Source organism: Paracoccus benzoatiresistens (assembly GCF_026913015.1).
GTDB classification, from domain to species: Bacteria; Pseudomonadota; Alphaproteobacteria; order Rhodobacterales; family Rhodobacteraceae; genus Paracoccus; species Paracoccus benzoatiresistens.
On sequence record NZ_JAPTYD010000010.1, the window covers coordinates 60,431 to 83,242 of the forward strand.

The 22,812-nt window shown below is 67.1% G+C and carries 20 protein-coding genes, 1 tRNA gene and 1 other RNA gene; 11 read left to right on the forward strand and 11 right to left on the reverse strand.

Annotated elements, in window-relative coordinates:
* The first annotated feature begins 14 nt into the window (after positions 1-14).
* Positions 15-1,448, forward strand: coding sequence for an aspartate ammonia-lyase (gene aspA / locus OU682_RS09715; protein WP_268941905.1), 1,434 nt, complete (start codon positions 15-17; stop codon positions 1,446-1,448).
* Positions 1,449-1,526: 78 nt separating this feature from the next.
* Here the strand turns inward: aspA and OU682_RS09720 are convergent, their stop codons facing one another.
* The 6 genes from OU682_RS09720 to OU682_RS09745 form a co-directional block, all read right to left on the reverse strand.
* Positions 1,527-1,967 carry a YcgN family cysteine cluster protein gene (locus tag OU682_RS09720; RefSeq protein ID WP_268941906.1) on the reverse strand — a complete coding sequence of 147 codons (441 nt, stop codon included), beginning with the start codon at positions 1,965-1,967 and terminating at the stop codon, positions 1,527-1,529.
* Positions 1,967-2,896 carry a bifunctional riboflavin kinase/FAD synthetase gene (locus tag OU682_RS09725; protein ID WP_268941907.1) on the reverse strand — a complete coding sequence of 310 codons (930 nt, stop codon included), beginning with the start codon at positions 2,894-2,896 and terminating at the stop codon, positions 1,967-1,969. The genes OU682_RS09720 and OU682_RS09725 overlap by 1 nt, the downstream gene beginning before the upstream one ends.
* Positions 2,897-2,927: 31 nt before the next feature.
* Positions 2,928-3,371: a MaoC family dehydratase gene (locus tag OU682_RS09730; protein WP_268941908.1), complete on the reverse strand. Its 444-nt coding sequence runs from the start codon at positions 3,369-3,371 to the stop codon at positions 2,928-2,930.
* 180 nt (positions 3,372-3,551) lie between these two features.
* Entirely contained in the window at positions 3,552-4,421 is an 870-nt protein-coding gene (locus OU682_RS09735) for a TIGR01459 family HAD-type hydrolase (RefSeq protein ID WP_268941909.1), read from the reverse strand.
* Positions 4,421-5,338, reverse strand: coding sequence for a manganese-dependent inorganic pyrophosphatase (locus tag OU682_RS09740; protein ID WP_268941910.1), 918 nt, complete (start codon positions 5,336-5,338; stop codon positions 4,421-4,423). Before OU682_RS09740 ends, OU682_RS09735 begins: the two co-directional genes overlap by 1 nt.
* Positions 5,339-5,411: 73 nt before the next feature.
* Positions 5,412-5,487: transfer RNA gene (locus OU682_RS09745), tRNA-Thr, on the reverse strand.
* 153 nt (positions 5,488-5,640) lie between these two features.
* Between OU682_RS09745 and OU682_RS09750 the strand changes: the two genes are divergently transcribed.
* Complete coding sequence (locus OU682_RS09750; RefSeq protein WP_268941911.1) at positions 5,641-6,516, forward strand: hypothetical protein; 876 nt, start codon at positions 5,641-5,643, stop codon at positions 6,514-6,516.
* A gap of 124 nt (positions 6,517-6,640) precedes the next feature.
* Here the strand turns inward: OU682_RS09750 and radC are convergent, their stop codons facing one another.
* The 4 genes from radC to acnA all read right to left on the reverse strand — a co-directional run bounded on the left by radC (position 6,641) and on the right by acnA (position 11,394).
* Positions 6,641-7,462, reverse strand: a complete 822-nt coding sequence (radC, locus tag OU682_RS09755; protein WP_371832229.1) for a RadC family protein — start codon at positions 7,460-7,462, stop codon at positions 6,641-6,643.
* 408 nt (positions 7,463-7,870) lie between these two features.
* On the reverse strand, positions 7,871-8,038 hold the full coding sequence (gene rpmG, locus OU682_RS09760; protein ID WP_022707377.1) for a 50S ribosomal protein L33: 168 nt from the start codon (positions 8,036-8,038) through the stop codon (positions 7,871-7,873).
* A 129-nt stretch (positions 8,039-8,167) separates the two neighbouring features.
* Positions 8,168-8,542, reverse strand: an RNA gene (gene rnpB, locus OU682_RS09765) — RNase P RNA component class A.
* Between the two features lie 128 nt (positions 8,543-8,670).
* On the reverse strand, positions 8,671-11,394 hold the full coding sequence (acnA, locus tag OU682_RS09770) for an aconitate hydratase AcnA (RefSeq protein ID WP_268941913.1): 2,724 nt from the start codon (positions 11,392-11,394) through the stop codon (positions 8,671-8,673).
* 240 nt (positions 11,395-11,634) lie between these two features.
* On the opposite strand from acnA, the gene OU682_RS09775 reads away from it, so the two are divergent.
* Both OU682_RS09775 and OU682_RS09780 read left to right on the forward strand, forming a co-directional pair.
* The gene (locus tag OU682_RS09775; RefSeq protein WP_268941914.1) at positions 11,635-12,597 is read left to right on the forward strand and encodes a DUF1223 domain-containing protein; all 963 of its coding nucleotides are present in this window, start codon (positions 11,635-11,637) and stop codon (positions 12,595-12,597) included.
* Between the two features lie 71 nt (positions 12,598-12,668).
* A complete protein-coding gene (locus OU682_RS09780) occupies positions 12,669-13,277 on the forward strand; it encodes an inner membrane-spanning protein YciB (protein WP_268941915.1) in 609 nt (202 codons plus the stop codon).
* A 111-nt stretch (positions 13,278-13,388) separates the two neighbouring features.
* Here OU682_RS09780 and OU682_RS09785 read toward each other — a convergent pair whose 3' ends face one another.
* Complete coding sequence (locus tag OU682_RS09785) at positions 13,389-14,285, reverse strand: lipase family protein (RefSeq protein WP_268941916.1); 897 nt, start codon at positions 14,283-14,285, stop codon at positions 13,389-13,391.
* A 545-nt stretch (positions 14,286-14,830) separates the two neighbouring features.
* Between OU682_RS09785 and OU682_RS09790 the strand changes: the two genes are divergently transcribed.
* From OU682_RS09790 to OU682_RS09820, 7 genes are all read left to right on the forward strand, one after another.
* Positions 14,831-17,518, forward strand: coding sequence for an Rne/Rng family ribonuclease (locus OU682_RS09790; protein ID WP_268941917.1), 2,688 nt, complete (start codon positions 14,831-14,833; stop codon positions 17,516-17,518).
* A gap of 95 nt (positions 17,519-17,613) precedes the next feature.
* Entirely contained in the window at positions 17,614-18,357 is a 744-nt protein-coding gene (locus OU682_RS09795) for a cytochrome c biogenesis CcdA family protein (protein WP_268941918.1), read from the forward strand.
* 105 nt (positions 18,358-18,462) lie between these two features.
* Positions 18,463-19,626 carry an FtsW/RodA/SpoVE family cell cycle protein gene (locus tag OU682_RS09800; RefSeq protein ID WP_268941919.1) on the forward strand — a complete coding sequence of 388 codons (1,164 nt, stop codon included), beginning with the start codon at positions 18,463-18,465 and terminating at the stop codon, positions 19,624-19,626.
* Positions 19,626-20,723: a UDP-N-acetylglucosamine--N-acetylmuramyl-(pentapeptide) pyrophosphoryl-undecaprenol N-acetylglucosamine transferase gene (locus tag OU682_RS09805; protein WP_268941920.1), complete on the forward strand. Its 1,098-nt coding sequence runs from the start codon at positions 19,626-19,628 to the stop codon at positions 20,721-20,723. The genes OU682_RS09800 and OU682_RS09805 overlap by 1 nt, the downstream gene beginning before the upstream one ends.
* On the forward strand, positions 20,720-22,147 hold the full coding sequence (gene murC / locus OU682_RS09810; RefSeq protein ID WP_268941921.1) for a UDP-N-acetylmuramate--L-alanine ligase: 1,428 nt from the start codon (positions 20,720-20,722) through the stop codon (positions 22,145-22,147). Before OU682_RS09805 ends, murC begins: the two co-directional genes overlap by 4 nt.
* Positions 22,144-22,389, forward strand: coding sequence for a DUF2484 family protein (locus tag OU682_RS09815; protein WP_268941922.1), 246 nt, complete (start codon positions 22,144-22,146; stop codon positions 22,387-22,389). Before murC ends, OU682_RS09815 begins: the two co-directional genes overlap by 4 nt.
* Positions 22,386-22,775: a hypothetical protein gene (locus OU682_RS09820; protein ID WP_268941923.1), complete on the forward strand. Its 390-nt coding sequence runs from the start codon at positions 22,386-22,388 to the stop codon at positions 22,773-22,775. Before OU682_RS09815 ends, OU682_RS09820 begins: the two co-directional genes overlap by 4 nt.
* Positions 22,776-22,812 lie beyond the last annotated feature (37 nt).

Genomic DNA, 22,812 nt, shown 5'->3' on the forward strand with positions numbered 1-22,812 from the left:
CCGGAACAGTCCCCATGACCGCCACCCTTGCCCCCACCCGCATCGAACATGACCTGATCGGCGACCGCGCCGTGCCTGCGCAGGCCTACTGGGGCGTCCATACCCTGCGCGCCGTCGAGAATTTTCCGATTACCGGACAGACGGTGGCGTGCGCGCCCGACCTGATCAACGCCCTGGCCGCGATCAAGTGGGCCGCGGCCGAGGCGAACCGCGACCTTGGCCTGCTCGACCCGGCCCGTGCCGAGGCGATCATCGCCGCCTGCCGCGAGATCCGCGAAGGCACGCTGCACGATCAGTTCGTGGTGGATCTGATCCAGGGGGGCGCCGGCACCTCGACCAACATGAACGCCAACGAGGTGATCGCGAACCGCGCGCTGGAGATCCTGGGACATGCGCGCGGCGATTACCGGCACCTGCATCCGAACGAACACGTCAACATGGGCCAGTCCACCAATGACGTTTATCCGACCGCGCTGAAGCTGGCGGCCTGGACGGGCCTTCACCGGCTGGCCGCGGCCATGGCGGTGCTGCGCGGGGCATTCGCGGAAAAGGCCGCCGAATTCGCGGATGTGCTGAAGATGGGCCGCACGCAGTTGCAGGACGCGGTGCCCATGACGCTGGGCCAGGAATTCGGCACCTATGCCGTGATGCTGTCCGAGGACGAGGCGCGCCTGACCGAGGCGGCAGCCCTGATCTGCGAGATCAACCTTGGCGCGACCGCCATCGGCACGGGCATCACCGCGCATCCGCTTTATGCGGCGAAGGTGCGCGAGGCCCTGTCGCGGATCACCGGCATCCCCCTGATCACCGCCCCCGACCTGATCGAGGCCACGCAGGATTGCGGCGCCTTCGTGCAGTTGTCAGGCGTCCTGAAGCGGATCGCCGTCAAGCTGTCCAAGACCTGCAACGACCTGCGGCTGCTGTCATCGGGCCCGCGTGCCGGGTTCAACGAGATCAACCTGCCGGCCATGCAGGCGGGATCGTCGATCATGCCGGGCAAGGTGAACCCGGTCATCCCCGAGGTCGTGAACCAGGTCGCCTACGAGGTGATCGGCAATGACGTGACCATCACCATGGCCGCCGAGGCCGGGCAATTGCAGCTCAACGCCTTCGAGCCGGTGATCTTCTACAGCCTGTATCGCAGCGTCGCGCATCTGACCGCCGCCTGCCTGACGCTGGAAAAGAACTGCATCCGCGGCATCACCGCCAACCGTGATCGGCTGCGCGACATGGTCGAGCAATCGATCGGCCTCGTGACCGCGCTGAACCCTTATATCGGCTATCAGAACGCCACCGCCGTCGCGCAAGAGGCGCTGCGCAGCGGTCGCGGCGTGGTCGAGATCGTGCTGGAACGCGGATTGATGGCGCGTGACCAGCTCGAGGCGGTGATGCGGCCCGAAATCCTGGCCCGGCCCCACGAAAGGCTGGGCATGGAGCCGCAGGCCTGACGGAACTGCGCGCGCGTCAGCGAAACGGCCGCAGCGGGCGGGGTTGCGGGCGGTCGAAGGGACAAGGCCCGGGCCGGCCTAGGACAGATCCTCGATGATGTAGTCCTCCCAGTCCTCCTCGCTGACCGCGGCCTCGCTGACGGTCCAGCCGCGGACGCTGGCGCCGGCGCGGTGCACGGTCTCGCGGTCGCCCGAGATCAGGTGGTGCCATTTGTACAGCGGCCGCCCCTCGTGGCGCAGGCGATAGGCGCAGGTGGCGGGCAGCCACCAGGCGATCTCGGAAAGCTTCCTCGGCGTCAGGACGACGCAGTCGGGGACATAGTCATGGCGGTTCGTGTAGCTGCTGCACTGGCATTTCTCGCCGTCCAGCAGCTTGCAGGCGACGCGGGTAAAGGCCAGTTCGCTCGTGTCCTCGTATTCGATCTTGTTCAGGCAGCACTTGCCGCAGCCGTCGCACAGGGCCTCCCATTCGTCGGGCTGCAACTGCGCCAGGGGCAATTCCCAGAACCGGTCACGCATCAGGCGCCTGCCAGCACCGTGCGGGCCTGGTCCGCATCGGCGGCAATCTGATCGATCAATGTCTGCACGTTGTCGAATTTGGCTTCGTCGCGCAGGAATTCAACCAGACCCACTGAAAGATGCTGGCCATAAAGGTCGCCGCTGAAGTCGAACAGATGCACCTCGAGGTTGGGGGCGTTGCGGCCGAACATGGGGCGCACGCCAAGGCTGGCCACGCCCTGGCAGGACAGCTTGTCCGGCCCGGTCAGCACGTCCACGACAACCGCATAGACGCCAAGGCGGGGCAGGTGCAGGCCGTCGATGCGCATGTTGGCGGTCGGCCAGCCGAATTCGCGGCCCCGCTTGTCGCCATGGACCACCTCGCCCTCGATCCGGTGCAGGTGGCCCAGGATGCGTTCGGCGTCCCGCGGGCGCCCCATGGTCAGGGCGCGGCGGATGGCGGTGGAACTGTAGTGCTGCCCGCCCGTGCCCACCAGCGGCGCCGAGGTCACGCCGAAGCCAAGCTGCCGGCCCAGATCCTGCAGGGTCGCGACATTGCCCGCCCGGTCCTTGCCGAAGACGAAGTCCGCCCCGACCGTCACATGGGCAACCCCAAGCCCGCCGACCAGAACGTCGCGCGCGAAAGCCTCGGGCGACAGGCCCGCCAGCACGGCGCCAAAGGGCAGTTCATACAATTGCTCGACCCCAAGCCGCGCCAGGCGGTTGGCGCGCGATTCCGAGTTCATCAGCCGGAAGGGCGGGGCGTCGGGATTGAAGAACTGGCGGGGATGGGGCTCGAAGGTGACGATGCCCAGGGGCGCGTCGCTGGCCTGGCGCGCGGCTTCGATCACGGCACGGTGGCCCAGATGGACGCCGTCGAAATTCCCCATGGCGACAGAGGCGCCACGGGCGCCTGCCGGAAGTCCTGTCCAATCGCGATGGATCTGCAAAGGGTGCCCCCACTGGGGCGCGGGTGCCCCGTCAGTCGAACTTGCGGCTTGGCGCCAGAACGACTGCCTCGCCTTTCAGGACGACCGTATCACCCACGAGGCAGCGGGTTGCAAGCGTGACCCGCCGTTTCGCATGGTCGATGCTGTCCACCGTCACCTCGGCCCGGACCGTGTCGCCGGGACGGACGGGGGCCATGAACCTGAGCGTCTGGCCCAGATAGACCGTGCCGTGCCCCGGCAACTGTTCCCCGATCACCGCCGAGATCAGCCCGGCCGTCAGCATCCCATGGGCGATGCGCCCTTCAAAGATCGTGTCGCGGGCATAATCGTCGTCCAGATGGACCGGATTGCGGTCGGTCGACACTTCGGCGAACAGTTCGATGTCGCGCTCGGTCACCTGCTTTTGCAGGTGGCGGGTCATGCCGACCTCGAGATCCTCGATGACGATGGTGCCGCGGGGAAGGTTGTCCAGCATGATGCGTTCCATTCGTGCGACCGAACCGACGGGTGATGATGCTGCATAGCAGCGAAGACATCATTGCGCAATTATAATGCGCACATACTGCAGAAAAGTATAACATTATTGCTGATCGGTTCGGCGGCCAGCAAAAAGCCCGCGCCCTGGCAGGCGCGGGCCTTGTCCTGTTCCGCAGTCTCAGCGCAGGCGGCCGATGCTGTAGCGGGGGGTCATACTGTGGCCTTCCAGCCAGTCCAGCAGCATGCTGTTGTCGGGGTTCTCGACATCGGGACCAAGCGCATCGGCCGCAAGCCCGCCCGTGACGAACAGCACGTCGATGCCCTGTTCCAGCCCGCCCTTCACATCGGTGAAGATGCCGTCCCCGACCGCCAGGATCCGCGCGTCCGGCGCCAGTTCCAGCAGCCGCCGCGCCCGGTCATAGATGGGCGGATGCGGCTTGCCGAAATAGAGCGAACGGCCCCCCAGGCCTTCATAGTATTCCGCCAGCGCGCCCGCGCAATAGATGCGCGTCTCGCCCATGTCCACGACCACGTCCGGATTGGCGCAAAGCAGCGGCAGCCCGCGGTCCCGTGCCTCGATCAAGCGGTCGTGGTAGTCCTGCGGCGTTTCGGTCAGTTCCTCGAAGGGACCGGTCGCGACGATCCCCTCGGCCTCGGCCAGGGGAACCCGCCGGATCGGCGGGGCGTCGCGCCATTCGGCGGGGATGTCGTCGAAGAAGCCGTCGTCCTTCGCGGTCCCGATATGCCAGACCTCGCGGCCGACCGCGCCCGAGAACATCGCTTCCTGCGCGGCGTCCCCGGAACTGACCACGACGTCCCATGCGTCGCGCGGCACGCCCATGCGGTCCAACTGGGCGACGACATACTGGTTCGGGCGCGGCGCGTTGGTCATCAGCACGACCTGGCCGCCCTTGTGGCGAAAGTCCTGCAGGGCAGCGACGGCGGCGGGATAGGGCTGCTTGCCGTTGTGCAGGCAGCCCCACAGGTCGCAGAACAGCACGTCGTAATCGACGCCGATCTGCGACAGCGACTGGATGATCCGGGTCATCAGACGGCAAGCACCGGGATGATCTGCTTCTTGCGGCTCATGACGCCGGGCAGGACCACGCTGTCGCCGGTGACGGTCACGCCGAAGCTGCGTTCGGCGATCTGGCGGACATAATCGTTGGGCACCAGCAGGGTCGCCTGTTCGCGCAGGATGTCCACGACGAACAGCAGCACCTCGTCCGCGCCATCGGCGGCTGCGACGGCGGGCATGGCGGCCAGAAGCGCGTCCTTGCGGGCCAGCAGGACCTGCGGCGACGTGGTTTCCAGGACCGAGATGCGCAGCTGCTTGCCGCCCAGTTCGTATTCCTTGCTGTCCATCCGCAGCAGCGCCTCGTTCGAAAAGGCGCTGACATCCGACTTGGCGGCGAACATCTCGGTCGCGTAATCGGTGATGTTGATGCCCAGGTCGGCGGCCAGCTTCTCGGCCACGGCGCGGTCATGGACCGTTGTGGTCGGGCTGCGGAATTCAAGGGTGTCCGACAGGATGCAGGTCAGCATCGCGCCCTTGATGGATTGGGGCGCGCGGGCCATGTCCTCGCCGATCAGGTCGTGCATGATGGTGGCGGTGCAGGCCAGCGGGCGCAGGGTAATGTTGATCGGCACCCGGGTCTTGATGCCGCCGGCCAGCAGGTGGTGGTCGATGATCTCGATCACGTCGGCATCGTCCAGGCTGGCGGGCAGTTCGGCCGGGTTGTTGGTGTCCACGATCACGCATTGATCGCCCGCCGCGACATCGGCAATGATCTGCGGCTTGTCCAAGTTCCAGCGCTTCAGCATCCAGGCGGCCTCGGTGTTCGGCTCGCCCTGCAGGACGGCCTGCGCGGGGGTCTTGCGGACCTCGTTCAGATACCAGGCCCAGATGATGGGAGAGCCGGTCGAATCCGTGTCGGGGGCGGTATGGCCGAAGACCTTGATCATGATGCACCTGTAAGCGTCGGGTTTCGCGCGCGTTATAGGGCGGGGCGGGAGCGATGTCCAACGGGGGAGGGGATGGTGCCGGTTGCAGGAATCGAACCCGCGACCTTCTGATTACAAATCAGCTGCTCTACCTGCTGAGCTAAACCGGCATGGCGCGCAAGGCCGCCAGTCCTGCGATAGCTTCTGGCGGCGATTTCCGCAAGCCGCCTTTGCAGCGAATGCGGTTTGACTGCGCGGGACGCCTCGCTACTGTGCGGCGTTACCCGCGTGGGTTGAAGGCCAAGGAAAGGGACGGATCCGATATGCAGATGGTGTTTCATCTGGGGGTGCATGGCACGGATGGCGACAGGCTGCTCAAGACGCTGCTCAACAACCGCGACTGGCTGATGCAGCACGGCACCGACGTCATCACCCCGAACCGCCATCGCGGACTGTTCGAAGAGGCGCTGATGTCGCTGAAGGGCGGTTCCGCCACGGCCGAGATGCAGCAGATCATGCTGGACGCGGTCCTGCACAGCGAATCCCTCGACCGCGCCGTCTTTTCCACGCCGACCTTCATGGGCGCGCCGGGCCGGGTGGTGGGGCAGACGGGACTTTATTCCCAGATCGGCGCGCGGGCGGCGGCGCTTGCAAACCTGTTTCCCGACCACGAGGTCGAGTTCTTCCTGGCCATCCGCAACCCCGCCACCCTGATCGCCGAGGTCCTGCCGATCTTCACCGGCGGCGGCTATCACGTGCTGATGCAGGGCCGGCAGCCCTTGGACCTGCGCTGGCGCGACCCGATCCAGGCGCTGCTGCGCGCGGTCCCCGGCCGCCGGGTGGTGATCTGGTGCCACGAGGACGTGCCCCTGATCTGGCCCGAGATCGCCCGCCTGATCGGCAACATCCCCCCCGACGCGCCCCTGAAGGGCGGGATGATGTATCTGGAGGAGATCCTGGGCCAGGAAGGCATGACCTGCCTGAAAGAGGCGCTGTCGGCGCAGGACCGCCTGACCGTCGCGCAGCGCCGGGCGATATCCTCCGATGTGATCCAGAACCACGCGCTGCCCGCCGCGCTGGACCAGGTGATCGACCTGCCGGGCTGGACGCAGGAGGTGGTGGACCAGGTGACCGCCAATTACCGCGCCGACGTGGCCGAGATCGCGGTGCTGCCGGGGGTGGAGTTCGTGCTGGCGTAAGGGCGGCCGCGGGGTGGTCGGCTGTCGTGGTCCCAGGCGGCCCTTTGCTGCGGTCCGCCTTTCTTGCAACGGTCGGCATGTGGTGTCCGCGCCTGCATCGGCGCCAGTGGCCACGCGGGTCCGGCTACAGCAGACCGGTCGCGCGAAAGGACACCTCTGAATCCTTGCCGACCACGATATGGTCGTGGACGGTGACATCGATGGCCTCGCAGGCCGCTGCCACGCGTGCCGTCATGGTCACGTCCTCGCGGCTTGGCGTCGGATCGCCCGAAGGGTGGTTGTGGACCAGGATCACCGCGCTGGCATTCAGTTCCAGCGCGCGCTTGGCCACTTCGCGCGGATAGACCGGGACATGGCCCACCGTGCCGCTGCCCAGGGCCTCGTCCGCGATCACCATGTTCTTGCGGTCGAGGAACAGCACGCGGAACTGCTCGATTTCCCGATGCGCCATGCAGGTTCGGCAATAGGCGATCAGGGCGTCCCAGGATGACAGGACCTCGCGCCTGAGCACCTTGGCCTGTGCCATCCGCTGGGCAAAGGCGTCCACCAGCCTCAGTTGCAGATAAACCCAGCGGTCGGCGCCCTCGACCTGAAGGATGCGATGCTCGGATGCGGCGATCACGCCGTTCAGGTCCCCGAAGGTCGCAAGAAGGCGCTTGGCCAGCGGCTTCACGTCGATCTTCGGGATGGCGTTGAACAGGAGAAGCTCAAGAAGCTCGTATTCGGGCATGGGGGCATGGCCGCCCTCAAGGAAGCGCGTGCGGAGCCGTTCGCGATGGCCCCAGTAATGCGGGCGTGCCGCTCCGGTCTCGTCCCGGAGGAGGCCGCCGCCCGCCGCGACATCCGGCCTCAGCCGGTCCGTCATGCGGAACGACGGCGCAGACGCAGGTTCCGTGACGGCATGCGCCGGGGGCAGGCGGGCGTCGAGGTCATCCAGTCCCCGCATCGCTTCCTCGGAAAAGCCGCCCTGCGGGTGCCTTGTCCCGTCCGGCATCTGCAAGCCCCGGCGCGGTCCCGGCCCCCCGTCGGCGGTATCGACACGCCCATCCCGATGCTGATCTGCCATCCGCACTGACCCATTTGCGCAAGACGCGGACGAACCCCGCGTCTAGTCGCTGCCCTTCCTTGCGCAAGGAAGATGCCCGATCCGGGTAAAGGAAGCGTTAATGCTCCTGCCGTCAGATGAGACAGGGCGAAAGATGGGCCTTGCAGGTTCCATGTCGGGGGACGACTGCACGGAACCAACCTTCCGGCAGGCCAGGGAGGTCGCCGCATTCCGGCAAACAAAAAGGGCGCCTCGCGGGCGCCCCTTGTTCTGGATCGGCCCAAGGGTCCGACCTGTCCGGCAAGATCCTTACTTGATCTTGCCTTCCTTGTATTCGACGTGCTGACGGACGACCGGGTCGTATTTGCGGACGGTCATCTTTTCGGTCATGGTGCGGGCGTTCTTCTTGGTCACATAGAAGTGGCCCGTGCCGGCGGTCGAGTTCAGCCGGATCTTGATGGTGGTCGGCTTCGCCATGTCATTGCTCCTGCTTCGGGGCAATCGCGCGGCGCAGACCCCGTGGAATTCGTTGGAAGCCCGCCTTTTACCCACCGGCAGGCCGAAGTCAACCCGAATCGCCGGGGAAATCACGGCGAAAGGGCCAGATTGCGCGGAGGGCCTGTAAGCCGGATTCTGTCCACCGCCGTTGGCGGCTGGATGACCATTCCTCTGGCCCGGCGGTTGCCCGCCGGATCAAGCTGCCTACCCGGACCTGCTGGGGCAAGGCGGCCCTGCGGATCGCTCCGCGCGCGGTCCCTATTCGGCATTGCTCCCGGTGGGGCTTGCCATGCGGGGCCTGTTGCCAGTCCCCCGGTGGGCTCTTACCCCACCGTTTCACCCTTACCCATGCGGACATGGGCGGTCTCGTTCTCTGTGGCGCTTTCCCTGGGGTTGCCCCCGCCGGGCGTTACCCGGCACCGTCGCCTCATGGAGTCCGGACTTTCCTCGACAGTCGCCTGCCGCGGTCATCCAGCCCTCCGCGCAAGGGGGATATGGCGGGGAAGGGGGCGCGGGTCAATGAAAAACCCCCGCTGGCTGGCAGCGGGGGTAGGGTGCGTGTTTGCACGCATATCTGGCGCGAAGGTGCGTGCAAGCACGCACCCTACGGGTCAACTCTTGGCCAGGTTGCGCAGCACGTAGTGCAGCACGCCGCCGTTCTTGAGGTATTCGATCTCGACCTCGGTATCGACGCGGGCCTTCAGCTGGATCTCCTTCACGGTGCCGTCGGCATAGCGGATGGTGCAGGGCACCAGCGACAGCGGCTTGAAGTCGCCCGCCAGCCCGTGGATCGACACGACCTCGTCGCCCTTCAGGCCCAGGGTCTTGCGGTTCTCGCCCGGCAGGAACTCGAACGGGACGACGCCCATGCCGACCAGGTTTGACCGGTGGATGCGCTCGAACGATTCCGCGATGACCGCCTTGACGCCCAGAAGGTTCGTGCCCTTGGCCGCCCAGTCGCGGGACGATCCGGCGCCGTATTCGATGCCGCCGAAGATCACCAGCGGCGTGCCGGCGTCCTGATAGGCCATCGAGGCGTCGAAGATCGTCGTCTGCTGGCCGTCCGGACCCTTGGTGAAGCCGCCCTCGACCCCGTCCAGCATCTCGTTCTTGATGCGGATGTTGGCGAAGGTGCCGCGCATCATGATTTCATGGTTGCCGCGGCGCGAGCCGTAGCTGTTGAAATCCTTCGGCGCGACCTGGCGTTCGGTCAGGTACTTGCCGGCCGGGGTGGTCGGCTTGAACGACCCGGCGGGGCTGATGTGGTCGGTGGTGATCATGTCGCCCAGGATCGCCAGGACCCGCGCGCCGTCGATGTCGCTGATCACGCCAGCTTCCTTGGCCATGCCGCGGAAATAGGGCGGGTTCTGGATATAGGTCGAGGTCGGCGGCCAGTCATAGGTCTCGCTGTCGGTCACCTTGACCGCCTGCCAGCGTTCGTCGCCCTTGAAGACGTCGGCGTATTTCGACTGGAACGCCTCGCGGGTGACGGTGGCGTGGACCAGGTCGGCGATTTCCTGGTTGGTCGGCCAGATGTCCTTCAGATAGACGTCCTTGCCTTCCGGGGTTTGCCCGATCGGGTCCTTGGTCAGGTCCACGTTCAGGTCGCCCGCGATGGCATAGGCCACGACCAGCGGCGGCGAGGCCAGGAAGTTCGCGCGCACGTCGGGGCTGATGCGGCCCTCGAAGTTGCGGTTCCCGGACAGCACGGCGGTCGCGACCAGGTCGTTGTCGTGTATCGCCTTGGAGATCGCCGGATCGCCCAGCGGGCCCGAGTTGCCGATGCAGGTGGTGCAGCCGTAGCCCACCAGGTTGAAGCCCAGGGCGTCCAGATCCTCCTGCAGGCCGGCGGCCTCAAGATACTCGCCCACGACCTGCGAACCGGGCGCAAGCGAGGTCTTGACCCAGGGCTTGCGGTTCAGGCCCAGCTGGCGCGCCTTGCGGGCGACCAGGCCGGCCCCGATCATCACATAAGGGTTCGAGGTGTTGGTGCAGGACGTGATCGCCGCGATCACGACCGAGCCGTCGCGGATGCTGTAGTCGGTGCCTTCGACCGGAACGGTGCGCACGGCGTCGCGGACCAGCACGTCGCCATCCTCCTGCGCACCGCCGCGATAGTCGGCGACCAGCTTGCCGAAGGTCTGGGCCGAGTCGGTCAGCGGCAGATAGTCCTGCGGACGCTTCGGACCGGAAATGGCCGGGACGATGCTTGCCATGTCCAGTTCCAGGGTCGAACTGTAGACCGGCGCGTAATCCGCGCCGCGCCAGAAGCCGTTCTCCTTGGCATAGGCTTCGACCAGGGCGATGCGGTCCTCGTCACGGCCGGTGTTGCGCAGGTAGCGCAGGGTTTCGTCGTCGATCGGGAAGAAGCCGCAGGTGGCGCCGTATTCGGGGGCCATGTTGGCGATCGTGGCGCGGTCGGCCAGCGGCAGGTTGTCCAGCCCCTCGCCGTAGAATTCGACGAACTTGCCCACCACGCCGTGCTTGCGCAGCATCTGCACAACCTTCAGCACCAGGTCGGTGGCGGTGGTGCCCTCGACCATCCTGCCGGTCAGCTTGAAGCCCACGACTTCCGGGATCAGCATGGATACGGGCTGGCCCAGCATCGCGGCCTCGGCCTCGATGCCGCCCACGCCCCAGCCCAGCACGGCCAGGCCGTTGACCATGGTGGTATGGCTGTCGGTGCCGACCAGCGTGTCGGGATAGGCGACCAGATCGCCGTTCTGGTCGGTGTCGGTCCAGACGGTCTGGGCCAGGTATTCCAGGTTCACCTGGTGGCAGATGCCGGTTCCGGGCGGGACCACGCGGAAGTTCTGGAACGCGTTCTGGCCCCATTTCAGGAACTGGTAACGCTCGATGTTGCGTTCGTATTCCAGGTCCACGTTCTTCTGGAACGCACGCGGGTTGCCGAATTCGTCGATCATGACCGAATGGTCGATGACCAGGTCCACCGGGTTCAGCGGGTTGATCTTCTGCGCATTGCCGCCCAGGCCGATGATGCCGTCGCGCATCGCGGCCAGGTCCACCACGGCGGGAACGCCGGTGAAGTCCTGCATCAGCACGCGGGCGGGGCGATAGTTGATCTCTCGCGGGTTCTTGCCGCCCAGGGACGCCCATTCGCCGAAGGCCTTGATGTCGTCCACCGACACCGAGAAGCCGCCGTCCTCGAAGCGCAGCAGGTTTTCCAGGACGACCTTCAGCGCGGCGGGCAGTTTCGAGAAATCGCCAAGCCCGGCCTCGGTTGCGGCGGCGATGGAGTAATAGGCGTAGTCCTTGCCGCCCGCCGTCAGCTTGCGGCGTGTCCTGGCGGTGTCGGTTCCGATCTGGATAGGCATGGTGGCCTCCCTGTCTGCGAATTGGATGGGTCGGGCTTGCGTGGACTTGCTTTGCCCGATGAGACCGAACAGCGCAAGAGTGTCACGCGACGAATTGTATGCAATCGCATACCATAGATGGTGCTGTTGCTCAAGGGGCACAAGGGGATCTCACGCACTCGCTAACAAAGCGTTGATTTGTTCGCGGGGCGTTGCCGGCGCTATGCAGATAGGCACGTTCAAAAAGCATCGGACCACGGAATGCTGGCCGTATCGGCAGCCCTGCGCAGCAAGACGCTTATCACCGCCCTGTGCGGCCTGACTGCCGCCTGCGGCGGAATGGCCGCCGCGCAAGGGGCGGGCAACGGTGGCCCCGGAGTGCCGGGCGGACCGGCCGATGCGGCGAATGGGGGCAGCCCGCCCGTCATCGCCGCGCCACGCCATCCCGGGCGATCCGCCCCATCGTCGGCCTATGCGCCGACCGAGTTCGGCGGGCTCAACAGTTTTGCCGCGACGGACACGCCGCCGCCGATGGAAAGCTTTGGCCTCGATGCGATCCCCGTGGTGGTCGAGCTTTTCACCTCGCAGGGGTGCTCGTCCTGCCCGGCGGCCGATGCCATGCTGGCCACGCTGGCGGGCGAACCCGGCATCCTGCCCTTGTCCTTTCATGTCGATTACTGGGATTATCTTGGCTGGGCCGACAGTTTCGCGCGGCCGGAATTCACGGCCCGGCAGGAAAGCTATGCCCGGGCGGCGGGGGAACATGCGGTCTATACGCCGCAACTGATCGTGGGCGGCGTGGACACCGCGGTGGCGCTTGGGCCCGCGCAGCTGATGGGGCTGATCGACGCCAGCCGCGTGGCCCCCGCCATGGTCAGCGTGCAGCGCGAAGCCACCAAGGACGGCCAGAGGATCGAGCTGATGCCCCTGTCCGACCTGGGCGGCGGGGTCGAGATCCTGCTGATCCGCTATGCCCCCGAACGTGCGGTCGAGATGACGGCGGGCGAAAATCGCGGCAAGGTCGTGACCTATACCAATGTCGTGCTGTCGCTGGACCGGCTGGCCGAATGGGACGGCTCGGCGCCGCTGCGCATGACCGTCAGCCCGGACGGGGCGGCGGATGACCGCTATCCCGAAGACACCCGCCACGCGCTGCTGGTCCAGAAGGAGCAGGGCGGCGACAACCTGCCCGGTCCGATCCTGGCCGCGATCCGGCTGGATTGACGCGGCGGCCCTTGCCGGGCGCTTCGCGATGCGGGAAAACGGGCTGGCCTGACCGGATGAAGGATGCTGCGATGAAGGAACCGAAACCCTGGGTGCTGCCCGCGCTGGAATGGGGGCCGCTGCTTCTGTTCTTCGCCGTCTTCATGCTGAACCGCGGGGGCAGCGTCAGCCTGTGGGGGCAGGACTATACGCCGCTGGTCTTTGCCACGCTGGTCTTCATCCCGGCGCTTGTGGTCGCCACGCTGATCCGCTGGCGGCTGACGGGGCACCTGTCGCCCATGCAGATCGCCACGCTGCTGCTGGTCGTGGTCTTCGGTGGCCTGTCGGTCTGGCTGAACGATCCGCGTTTCTTCAAGATCAAGCCCACGATCATCTATCTGCTGTTCGCGGGGCTTCTGGGCTTCAGCCTGGTGGCCGGCAGGAACTGGCTGCAGGCGATCCTGTCCGAGGCGCTGCCCATGGACGCCGAGGGCTGGCGCAAGCTGACGGGACGCATGGCGCTGCTGTTCCTGACGCTGGCTGTCGCCAACGAGGTCGTCTGGCGCAGCATGTCCGAGACCACCTGGGTCTACTTCAAGACCTTCGGGATGCCGGTGGTGATCTTTGTCTTCCTGATGGCGAATGCCGGGCTCTATCGCGCCCATTCGATCGAGGTCCCGACCGACGACGCCACGAAATAGGTCAGGTCGTTCCCGTCGGCGGCTGACATGTCCCCGATGGAACCCGATCACCCAACCGGGGCACATGCGTTTCCTGAAGCCCGCCCGCGCGGGGCTGCGAAAGGAAACGGCCTAGGCCCCGACCCCGCCCAGTGGCGCGGGCAGGGCCAGCAGGCGCGACCAGCGCGCTTCGATCCGGCCGGGCAGGCGGGCGCGCAGCATCGGCAGCGACAGCGCCCAAGGCTGTGCCAGGGCGGTGCGATAGAAATCGAACAGCCCGCGCCGCAGATAGGGCGTCCAGTGCGACAAGCGCAGCGGGCGTCGCTCGACCGGGAAGCCCAGGCTTTCCAGGGCGGCAAGGGTCGCCTGGTCGTCGATCTGCACGTCCAGCCAGTTGCCCGCCGGGCGTTCCAGCCCGAAGCCCAGGGCCTGCCTGCGGCCGCGATCCAGCCAAAGCTCCATCCCGTAATCGAACAGGTCGTTCTCTCGAGAGGTGACGTTCAGCACCTCGGCCCGCCGTCCGGCGGGACTGTCCAGCGCGGCGGCGGCGGTGTCGCGGAATTCGGCCCCCGCCAGCAGGACGATGCGGCCGATGCTGCCGGGATCGGCGCCGTGCAGCGCCTGAAGCGCAACGCGCGCGCCCAGCGAATGGGCGATCACCGCGACCGGCCTGCCGGCCCGGTCCGCCACGGCAGAGGCCAGGGCGGCAACCTGGCGGCCGGCATCACCCGCGCGGGCATAGGCCTGCCCCAGCATCCCCCGCGCCTCCCAGCCGAAGGCGATGGCCAGGCCCTCGTCCTCGGCCCCCGCGCCGAAGCCGAGCGCGCGGGGCCAGGACAGCGCGCGGCGGTCCGCGCGATCCGGGTCGAGCGACAGGATATGCCGGTGCGGATCGCAACGGGGGGCGGCGGGCGAATAGCGATAGCCGTGGATCATCAGGATGACCGGCGCATGGCCGGGCAGGGCGCCCAGGGCCCTGGTCAGCCCCGGGGGCGGCGCGTGATCGGCATCGACCTTGACCACCGGCATGGACAGCGTTCCCCTTCCTTGCCCGTCGGGCATAGGCCAAGGGTGCGACATGGGCGTGAAAGAAGCGTTAAGGCTGCGTGACGTCTGTTGCAGGGGCATTTCATGCGCGCCAGAACCCGCCCATTCGGGGCCATGCCGTTTTCGCCATTGAATTTTCCCTGCCACCCCCTCTATGTTGCGGCTATGCGTCCTGCGATCTTCAATCGCGGGTTGTGGGGCGCTCACAGTTTCGCAGCGCGGCACCTCTGGCACCGGATGAACGGAAGGCGGCATGTGTCACGCGGAAAACCCGCCCATGCTGCGCGTTGCCGTGCAACCGGGCGATATCAGACAGCGGCGCGGCGGGTTCTTGCCATCGCGTCAACCGTAAGGAACAGACGCGATGACGCGCGCATGGCACGGACAGGATCGGGACGGGGGGGCTGGCTGCCTTTCCCGCCGCATCGCCGTTGCCGATGCCGCACCCGCGTCCCCATCACATCGCAGCCTGGCTTCCGGGACGCCACTGGCGCCGCCCGGCACAGGCTCGCGCGAAAGATATAGCAATGGCAAAGAAAATGCTGATCGACGCCACCCATGCCGAGGAAACTCGGGTGGTCGTGGTCGACGGAACCAAGGTCGAAGAATTTGACTTCGAGACTGTAAACAAGCGCCAGATCTCGGGCAACATCTACCTGGCCAAGGTCACGCGGGTCGAACCCTCGCTGCAGGCGGCCTTCGTGGATTACGGCGGAAACCGCCACGGCTTCCTGGCCTTCGCGGAAATCCACCCGGACTACTACCAGATCCCCGCCGCCGACCGCGAGGCGCTGATCGCCGAGGAGCGCGCCTATGCCGAGGCGCAGGAGGCCGAGGAAGCCGCACGCGCCAAGCGCCGCCACACCCGGGCCGAAAGGGCCGAAACGGGCGATGAAGTCGTCAGCGCCGAGGGCGAGGGCGCCGATGCCCCCGAGGGTGATGTCGTCGAACGCGACGTGGCCGAGGTCGAGGACGCGGAGCGCGCCTCGGGCGACGGCGCCGAAGCCGGGGACGCCGAGCAGGGCGCCGACGAGGACGCGTCCGAACGCGCGACGCATGCCTCCGACAAGGACGAGGAGATCGAATCGGTCGCGGACGAGGACGTCGCCGAGGAAATCCGCGTCCAGAAGAAGCCGCGTCCCCGCCGCTACAAGATCCAGGAGGTGATCAAGGTCCGGCAGATCATGCTGGTCCAGGTCGTCAAGGAGGAGCGGGGCAACAAGGGCGCCGCGCTGACCACCTATCTGTCGCTGCCGGGCCGCTACTGCGTCCTGATGCCCAACACCGCGCGCGGCGGCGGCATCAGCCGCAAGATCACCAATGTCGCGGACCGCAAGAAGCTCAAGGACATCGCCGGCGAACTGGATGTGCCGAAGGGCGCGGGCCTGATCATCCGCACGGCGGGCAGCCAGCGCACCCGGACCGAGATCCGGCGCGACTATGAATACCTGCTGCGTTTGTGGGAACAGATCCGCGACCTGACCTTCAAGTCCGTCGCCCCGGCCCCGATCTACGAGGAAGGCGACCTGATCAAGCGGACCATCCGCGACCTTTACAGCAAGGACATCGACGAGGTCCTGGTCGAGGGCGAGCGCGGCTATCGCGTGGCCAAGGACTTCATGAAGATGATCATGCCGGACCACAGCCGGGCCGTGCAGCAATACACCGACCAGATGCCGCTGTTCGCGCGCTATCAGGTCGAAAGCTATCTGTCGGGCATGTTCAACCCGGTCGTGCAGCTGAAGTCCGGCGGTTATATCGTCATCGGCGTGACCGAGGCGCTGGTTGCCATCGACGTCAACTCGGGCCGGGCCACTAAGGAAGGCTCGATCGAGGAAACGGCGCTGAAGACCAACCTGGAGGCCGCCGACGAGGTGGCGCGCCAGCTGCGCCTGCGCGACCTTGCGGGCCTGATCGTCATCGACTTCATCGACATGGAGGAGCGGCGCAACAATGCCGCAGTCGAGAAGCGCCTGAAGGACAAGCTGAAGTCCGACCGCGCCCGCATCCAGGTCGGCCGCATCTCGGGCTTTGGCCTGATGGAGATGTCGCGGCAGCGCCTGCGTCCGGGCATGCTGGAATCGACCACGCAGCCTTGCGCGCATTGCCACGGCACCGGTCTGATCCGCAGCGACGACAGCCTTGCGCTGACCATCCTGCGCGCGATCGAGGACGAGGGCACCCGCAAGCGGTCGCGTGAGGTGCTGGTCAAGGCGCCGGTTGCGGTGATCAACTTCCTGATCAACCAGAAGCGCGAGCATATTGCAGGCATTGAGGCGCGCTACGGCCTGTCGGTCCGGCTTGAGGCTGATCCCTCGCTGATCTCGCCCGATTTCGCCATCGAGAAGTTCAAGACGGCGACCCGCAGCCTTGCCGAGGCCGTGGCGCCCGTCCTGTCGGTCGATGCCGATCTGATGGCCCAGATCGACGACGAGGAAGAGGATCTGGTCGAGGAAACCGAAGCCGAAGCCGAGGCCGAGACCGAAACCGAGGAAACCGGCGAGGCCGCCGGCTCCGAGGAGGAGAATGGCGAAGGCCGCTCGCGCCGCCGCCGTCGCCGCCGCCGCCGGAAGGGGGGCGAGCGCGCCGAGGGCGAGGAGACGGGCGAGGCTGGCGAGGCCGGCGATGATGCCGAGGAAGCCGCTGAGGACGTGGCCGAGCGTGAGGGTGAGGCTGAAGCCGAAACGGCCGAGGCCGAGGGGAACGGCCGCCGCCGCCGCTCGCGGTCGCGCCACCGCCGCCGCAACGGCGATCTGCCGCCCGCCGAGGGCCTGCCCGAGGTCGTGGACCTGCGCGATCCGTCCGACGAGCCGGTCGAATCGCTGCCCGGCCTGAACGCCCGGCGCGAGGAACCGGTGGAGTCCATCGAGGAAGAAGGCGAGATCGTGCCGCTGTCCGAGATCGCATCCGAGCCCAAGGCCGCAGCCGAAGCCGAACCGCAGGCGGAAGCCTTCGTGCCTGCCGATGTGGTTGCGGTGCAGGTCGAGGAAACGGTGATCGAAGCGCTGGTTGTCGAGGCAGTCGAACCCGAAAGCGCGCCGGCCGAGGCCCCCGAGGACCAGCCCGCCGCAACTGAGACTGCCGCCGAGCCTGAACCCGCGCCCGAGCCCGCACCGGCGGAATCGGCCTCCGCGCCTGCCGAACGTGAACACGAAATGGCCGATGCCGAGTCCGACCGGCCCAAACGCCGCGGCTGGTGGTCCGGAAATCGCTGACAAGACAAGGGGCGCGGGTGAAACCGCGCCCTTTTCGCGCAGGCGTGACCCGATGACCCATGGCCCCGGCGGCCGCAAACGCTAGACTGCGCGCCATGCTGGGAATCGAACTCGCCACCGCCGCCTTTCTGCCCGCCGCCCTTGTCGCGCTGCTGGCGGGAATCCTGTCCTTCCTGTCGCCTTGCGTGCTGCCCATCGTGCCGCCTTACCTGGCCTATATGACCGGGGTGGGGGTGAACGGGCTGCGTGCCCATGAACGCAGCGCCGTGCTGCCCGCGCTGTTCTTCATCCTGGGCCTGTCCACGGTGTTCCTGATCATGGGCTTCGCGGCATCGGCCTTTGGCCGGGCTTTCCTGCAGTATCAGGACCTTCTGGCCAGAATCGCAGGTGGCGTGGTGATCGTCATGGGCCTGCATTTCCTTCACGTGATCCGCATTCCCTTCCTGGACCACGAGGCGCGGCTCGACGCGGGCCAGCAGGGGGGCGGCGCGGTCGGGGCCTATCTGCTGGGGCTGGCCTTCGCCTTTGGCTGGACCCCCTGCATCGGGCCGCAACTGGGCATGATCCTGTCCCTGGCAGCCACGGGAGGCGAGCTGTCGCGCGGCACGGCGCTGCTGGCGGTCTATGCGCTCGGCCTGGGGATCCCCTTCCTGCTGGCCGCCATCTTCATCAACCGCGCCATCGGCCTGATGAACCGCATCAAGCCCTGGCTGCATGTGATCGAGCGCGTGATGGGCCTTCTGCTGCTGGTGGTGGGGGTGATGCTGCTGACCGGCGCCTTCTCGGCTTTTTCCTATTGGCTGCTGGAAACCTTTCCCGGTCTCGCCAGCCTGGGCTGACCGGTCGCACAATCCCCAGTAGCGCGGGCCTGACTTTCGCGCTATGCTGACCGGCAGACCCGGATCAACCGGGCAATATTCAGAGGCAGTGACGGCGGTATTCCCATGACCGAGATGGTCTTTGGCACGGCGCCCGTACGGGCGGGCGACCCCATTCTTCCACGCTGGTGGCGTACGCTGGACAAGTGGTCCCTGGCCTGCGTGCTGGGCCTGTTTGCCATCGGCATCCTGCTGGGGCTGGCGGCCTCGGTTCCGCTGGCGGAAAAGAACAACCTGCCGCGCTTCTACTATGTCCAGCGGCAGGGGCTGTTCGGCGGCATGGCGCTGGTGATCATGCTGGTGATCTCGATGATGCCGCCGCGCCAGATCCGGCGGATCGGCGTCATGGGCTTTGCCGCGGCCTTCGTGCTGATCCTTCTGCTGCCCCTGATCGGCGAGGATCACGGCAAGGGCGCGACCCGCTGGCTGTCCATCGCCGGGATTTCCATGCAGCCGTCGGAGTTCCTGAAGCCCGGCTTTGTCGCGATCTGCGCCTGGTTCATGGCCGCCGCGCAAATGGTCGGCGGCCCGCCGGGCAGGCTTTATTCCTTCATCACCGCGATGGCGGTGGTCGTCCTGCTGGCCTTGCAGCCGGACTTCGGCCAGGCTTCGCTGGTGCTGTTTTCCTGGCTGGTGATGTATTTCGTCGCCGGCGCGCCGATGGTGCTTCTGCTTAGTGTCATGGGGATCGCGGCAGCGGGCGGGTTCTTTGCCTATGGCGCGTCCGAACACTTCGCTCGGCGCATCAACGGGTTTCTCTCGCCCGAGATCGACCCGCGCACCCAGATCGGCTATGCCACCAAGGCGATCCAGGACGGCGGCTTCTTCGGCGTGGGCGTGGGCGAGGGCAGCGTGAAATGGTCGCTTCCCGACGCGCATACCGACTTCATCATCGCCGTCGCGGCCGAGGAATACGGCACCATCATGGTGCTGGCGGTGATCGCGCTTTACTGCACCATCGTTGTCCGCTCGCTGCTGAGGCTGCTGCGCGAACGCGATGCGTTCACGCGGATCGCCGGGGCGGGCCTGGCCTGCGCCTTTGGCGTGCAGGCGCTGATCAACATGGGCGTGGCCGTGCGCCTGCTGCCCGCCAAGGGGATGACGCTGCCCTTCGTCAGCTATGGCGGATCGTCCGTCATCGCCTCGGGGATCGCGGCGGGAATGCTGCTGGCCCTGACCCGGACCCGGCCTCAGGGCGAACTGGGCGAGATCCTGCGGCGGGGACGCTGATGGCTGCCCTGACCGAAACACCCTTGGCCCTGATCGCCGCCGGGGGGACCGGCGGGCACATGTTCCCGGCCCAGGCCCTTGCCGAACTGCTGCTGGCCAAGGGCTGGCGCGTAAAGCTTTCCACGGACGACCGGGGCGCGCGCTATGCGGGCGGCTTCCCCGAGGGGGTCGAGCGCAGCATCGTGCGATCGGCCACCACCGCGCGTGGCGGGTTGGCGGGCAAGCTGACCGCTCCCCTGAAGATCGCGGCGGGCGTTCTGACGGCGCGGGCGGCCTTCCGGCGCAACCGGCCCGCCGTCGTGATCGGGTTCGGCGGCTATCCGACCATTCCGGCCATGTCGGCGGCGCTCAGCATGGGCGTGCCCCGGATGATCCACGAACAGAACGGCGTTATGGGCCGGGTGAACCGCGTCTTTGCCTCGCGCGTCCATCGCGTCGCCTGCGGCACCTGGCCGACCGATCTGCCCGCAGAGGTGGAGGGGGTCCATACCGGCAACCCGGTCCGCCAGGCGGTGCTGGACCATGCCGCCGCGCCCTATGCGCCTCCGGACGAAGGACCGCTGCACCTGCTGGTGATCGGCGGCAGCCAGGGGGCGCGGGTGCTCTCCGATGTGGTTCCCTCGGCCATTGCCGCCCTGCCGGATGACATGCGCGCCCGTTTGCGCGTCAGCCACCAGGCGCGGGCCGAGGATGGCGACCGGGTCACTGCCGCCTATGCCGCCGCAGGCATCGCGGCGGATGTGCAGCCCTTCTTCACCGATGTTCCCGAACGGCTGGCGCAGGCTCAGCTTGTCATCAGCCGCTCGGGCGCATCGTCGCTGGCCGACATCACCGTGATCGGCCGGCCCGCCATCCTGATTCCCTTTGCCGCGGCCGCCGGGGACCACCAGACCGCCAATGCGCAATCCCTGGCCGAGGCCGGGGCCGCGCTGGTCCATCCCGAATCGGTGCTTGACGTGCCCGGCCTCACGCGCGACATCCGCGCGATCCTGAACGACCCCGCCCGTGCCAGCCAGATGGCCAGCGCCGCCCTTTCCCTCGCCCGGCCCGATGCGGCGCGGCGCCTTTACGACCTTGTCACGGAGATTGCCCGATGAACGCCGCAACCAAACTGCCGCACGAGCTGGGACCCATCCATTTCATCGGCATCGGCGGCATCGGCATGTCGGGCATCGCCGAGGTCCTGCTGACGCTGGGCTATGACGTGCAGGGAAGCGACGCGAAGAAGTCCAAGATCACCGACCGCCTTGAAACCCTGGGCGCCCGCGTCTTCGAGGGCCAGCGGGCCGAGAACATCGGGCAGGCGGGCGTGGTCGTCATCTCGACCGCGATCAAGAAGGGCAACCCCGAGCTTGAGGAAGCGCGCCGCCGCGGCCTGCCGGTGGTCCGCCGCGCCGAGATGCTGGCCGAGCTGATGCGGATGAAGTCGAACATCGCCATCGCCGGGACACACGGCAAGACCACCACCACGACCATGGTGGCGACGCTTCTGGACGCGGGCGGGCTGGATCCGACCGTGATCAACGGCGGCGTGATCCACGCATATGGCTCGAACGCGCGGGCCGGGGCAGGGGAGTGGATGGTGGTCGAGGCGGACGAATCCGACGGCAGCTTCAACCGCCTGCCCGCCGACATCGCCATCGTCACCAATATCGACCCCGAGCATATGGAGCATTGGGGCAGCTTCGACGCGCTGCGCCAGGGGTTCTACAACTTCGCGTCCGGGATTCCGTTCTATGGCCTGGCCGTCTGCTGCACCGACCACCCCGAGGTTCAGGCCCTGGTGGGCAAGCTGACCGACCGTCGCGTCGTGACCTTCGGCTTCAACGCCCAGGCCGATGTGCGTGCGATGAACCTGCGCTATGAAAACGGCATCGCGCATTTCGACATCGCGCTGCAAGGCGAGGGCCCGACCGAGACCGGCGACATCGAGATGATCGAGGGCTGCACCCTGCCCATGCCGGGCGATCACAACGTCTCGAACTGCCTGGCCGCCGTGGCCGTGGCCCGCCACCTGGGCATCAAGAAATCCGAAATCCGCGAGGCCTTGGCCAAGTTCGGCGGCGTCGGGCGCCGCTTCACCCGCGTGGGCGAGGTGAATGGCGTCACCATCATCGATGATTACGGCCATCACCCGGTGGAAATCGCCGCCGTGCTCAAGGCCGCCCGCCAAGCCACCAAGGGCCGCGTGATCGCCGTCCACCAGCCGCACCGTTATTCGCGCCTGTCGAACCTGTTCGACGATTTCTGCACCTGCTTCAACGAGGCCGATGTGGTCGCCATCGCTGAGGTCTATGCCGCCGGAGAAGATCCGATTCCCGGCGCCAGCCGCGACGAACTGGTTGCCGGGCTGATCGCCCACGGCCACCGCCACGCCCGCGCGATCCTGGACGAGAACGACCTGGAGCGGCTGGTCCGCGAACAGGCGCGTCCCGGAGACATGGTGGTCTGCCTGGGCGCGGGCACGATCTCGACCTGGGCGAACGGGCTGCCGGAAAGATTGCAGGGGCGGGCCGCATGATGCATTCGGCGGTCCTGGCGCTTGCGGTGGTGGCGGGCTGGCTGCTTCTGGTCCGCCTAGCCCGCACCCTGGGCAGGCGCCAGCGCCAACGTGCCCTCTGGGCGCTGATCATCAGCGGTGTTCCGCTGCTTGGCTGGCTGACCTATGCCTGCGGTCCATGGGCGGGCATCGGTTTTCTCTCGCTCGGCCTGCTGGTGCTGGTCCGCCTGCCCATGCGGTCGCGGACCCGAACGGCCCCGTGATCCCTTATCAGGTGATCCCCTTCTATCTGGTCATCGCCCTTGTCGTGTTGTGGGGCGTCTGGACCGGGGCGACGCGCGTCGCCGCGCGGTCCTTTCGCCCGGTGCTGGCGGCGCTTGCCGCGCTGCTGGCCGGGGCTGCGGCCTGCTGGCTGATCGGCGCGCAGAAGACGGGACATGTCCATGCCGGGCTGCTGGGGACATTGGCTTCCATGCTGCTGCTTCTGGCTGCCGGGTCCGTGGCCTTCGGCGCCGCGCTTCGCGGGCTGCACGATGCGACCCGCCGCCGGGTGGCCGCCGAACCCGCCGAGCCGCTGCGCCCGGCCTGGGACATCTGGGGCCTTTGCGGGCTGTCCGCTGTCGCCGTGATCGCCAGCCTGCTTGAATAGAGCCGCCCGGTTGACCCATCGGGTCCCGCTGTTTACC

Excerpts from the sequence above, each read along its gene's own strand:
- aspA (WP_268941905.1), top strand. The coding sequence starts at position 15 with ATGACCGCCACCCTTGCCCCCACCCGCATCGAACATGACCTGATCGGC.
- OU682_RS09720 (WP_268941906.1), bottom strand. The coding sequence starts at position 1,967 with ATGCGTGACCGGTTCTGGGAATTGCCCCTGGCGCAGTTGCAGCCCGAC.
- OU682_RS09730 (WP_268941908.1), bottom strand. The coding sequence starts at position 3,371 with ATGCTGGACAACCTTCCCCGCGGCACCATCGTCATCGAGGATCTCGAG.
- OU682_RS09735 (WP_268941909.1), bottom strand. The coding sequence starts at position 4,421 with ATGACCCGGATCATCCAGTCGCTGTCGCAGATCGGCGTCGATTACGAC.
- OU682_RS09740 (WP_268941910.1), bottom strand. The coding sequence starts at position 5,338 with ATGATCAAGGTCTTCGGCCATACCGCCCCCGACACGGATTCGACCGGC.
- OU682_RS09750 (WP_268941911.1), top strand. The coding sequence starts at position 5,641 with ATGCAGATGGTGTTTCATCTGGGGGTGCATGGCACGGATGGCGACAGG.
- radC (WP_371832229.1), bottom strand. The coding sequence starts at position 7,462 with ATGCGGGGACTGGATGACCTCGACGCCCGCCTGCCCCCGGCGCATGCC.
- rpmG (WP_022707377.1), bottom strand. The coding sequence starts at position 8,038 with ATGGCGAAGCCGACCACCATCAAGATCCGGCTGAACTCGACCGCCGGC.
- acnA (WP_268941913.1), bottom strand. The coding sequence starts at position 11,394 with ATGCCTATCCAGATCGGAACCGACACCGCCAGGACACGCCGCAAGCTG.
- OU682_RS09775 (WP_268941914.1), top strand. The coding sequence starts at position 11,635 with ATGCTGGCCGTATCGGCAGCCCTGCGCAGCAAGACGCTTATCACCGCC.
- OU682_RS09780 (WP_268941915.1), top strand. The coding sequence starts at position 12,669 with ATGAAGGAACCGAAACCCTGGGTGCTGCCCGCGCTGGAATGGGGGCCG.
- OU682_RS09785 (WP_268941916.1), bottom strand. The coding sequence starts at position 14,285 with ATGCCGGTGGTCAAGGTCGATGCCGATCACGCGCCGCCCCCGGGGCTG.
- OU682_RS09790 (WP_268941917.1), top strand. The coding sequence starts at position 14,831 with ATGGCAAAGAAAATGCTGATCGACGCCACCCATGCCGAGGAAACTCGG.
- OU682_RS09795 (WP_268941918.1), top strand. The coding sequence starts at position 17,614 with ATGCTGGGAATCGAACTCGCCACCGCCGCCTTTCTGCCCGCCGCCCTT.
- OU682_RS09800 (WP_268941919.1), top strand. The coding sequence starts at position 18,463 with ATGACCGAGATGGTCTTTGGCACGGCGCCCGTACGGGCGGGCGACCCC.
- OU682_RS09805 (WP_268941920.1), top strand. The coding sequence starts at position 19,626 with ATGGCTGCCCTGACCGAAACACCCTTGGCCCTGATCGCCGCCGGGGGG.
- murC (WP_268941921.1), top strand. The coding sequence starts at position 20,720 with ATGAACGCCGCAACCAAACTGCCGCACGAGCTGGGACCCATCCATTTC.
- OU682_RS09815 (WP_268941922.1), top strand. The coding sequence starts at position 22,144 with ATGATGCATTCGGCGGTCCTGGCGCTTGCGGTGGTGGCGGGCTGGCTG.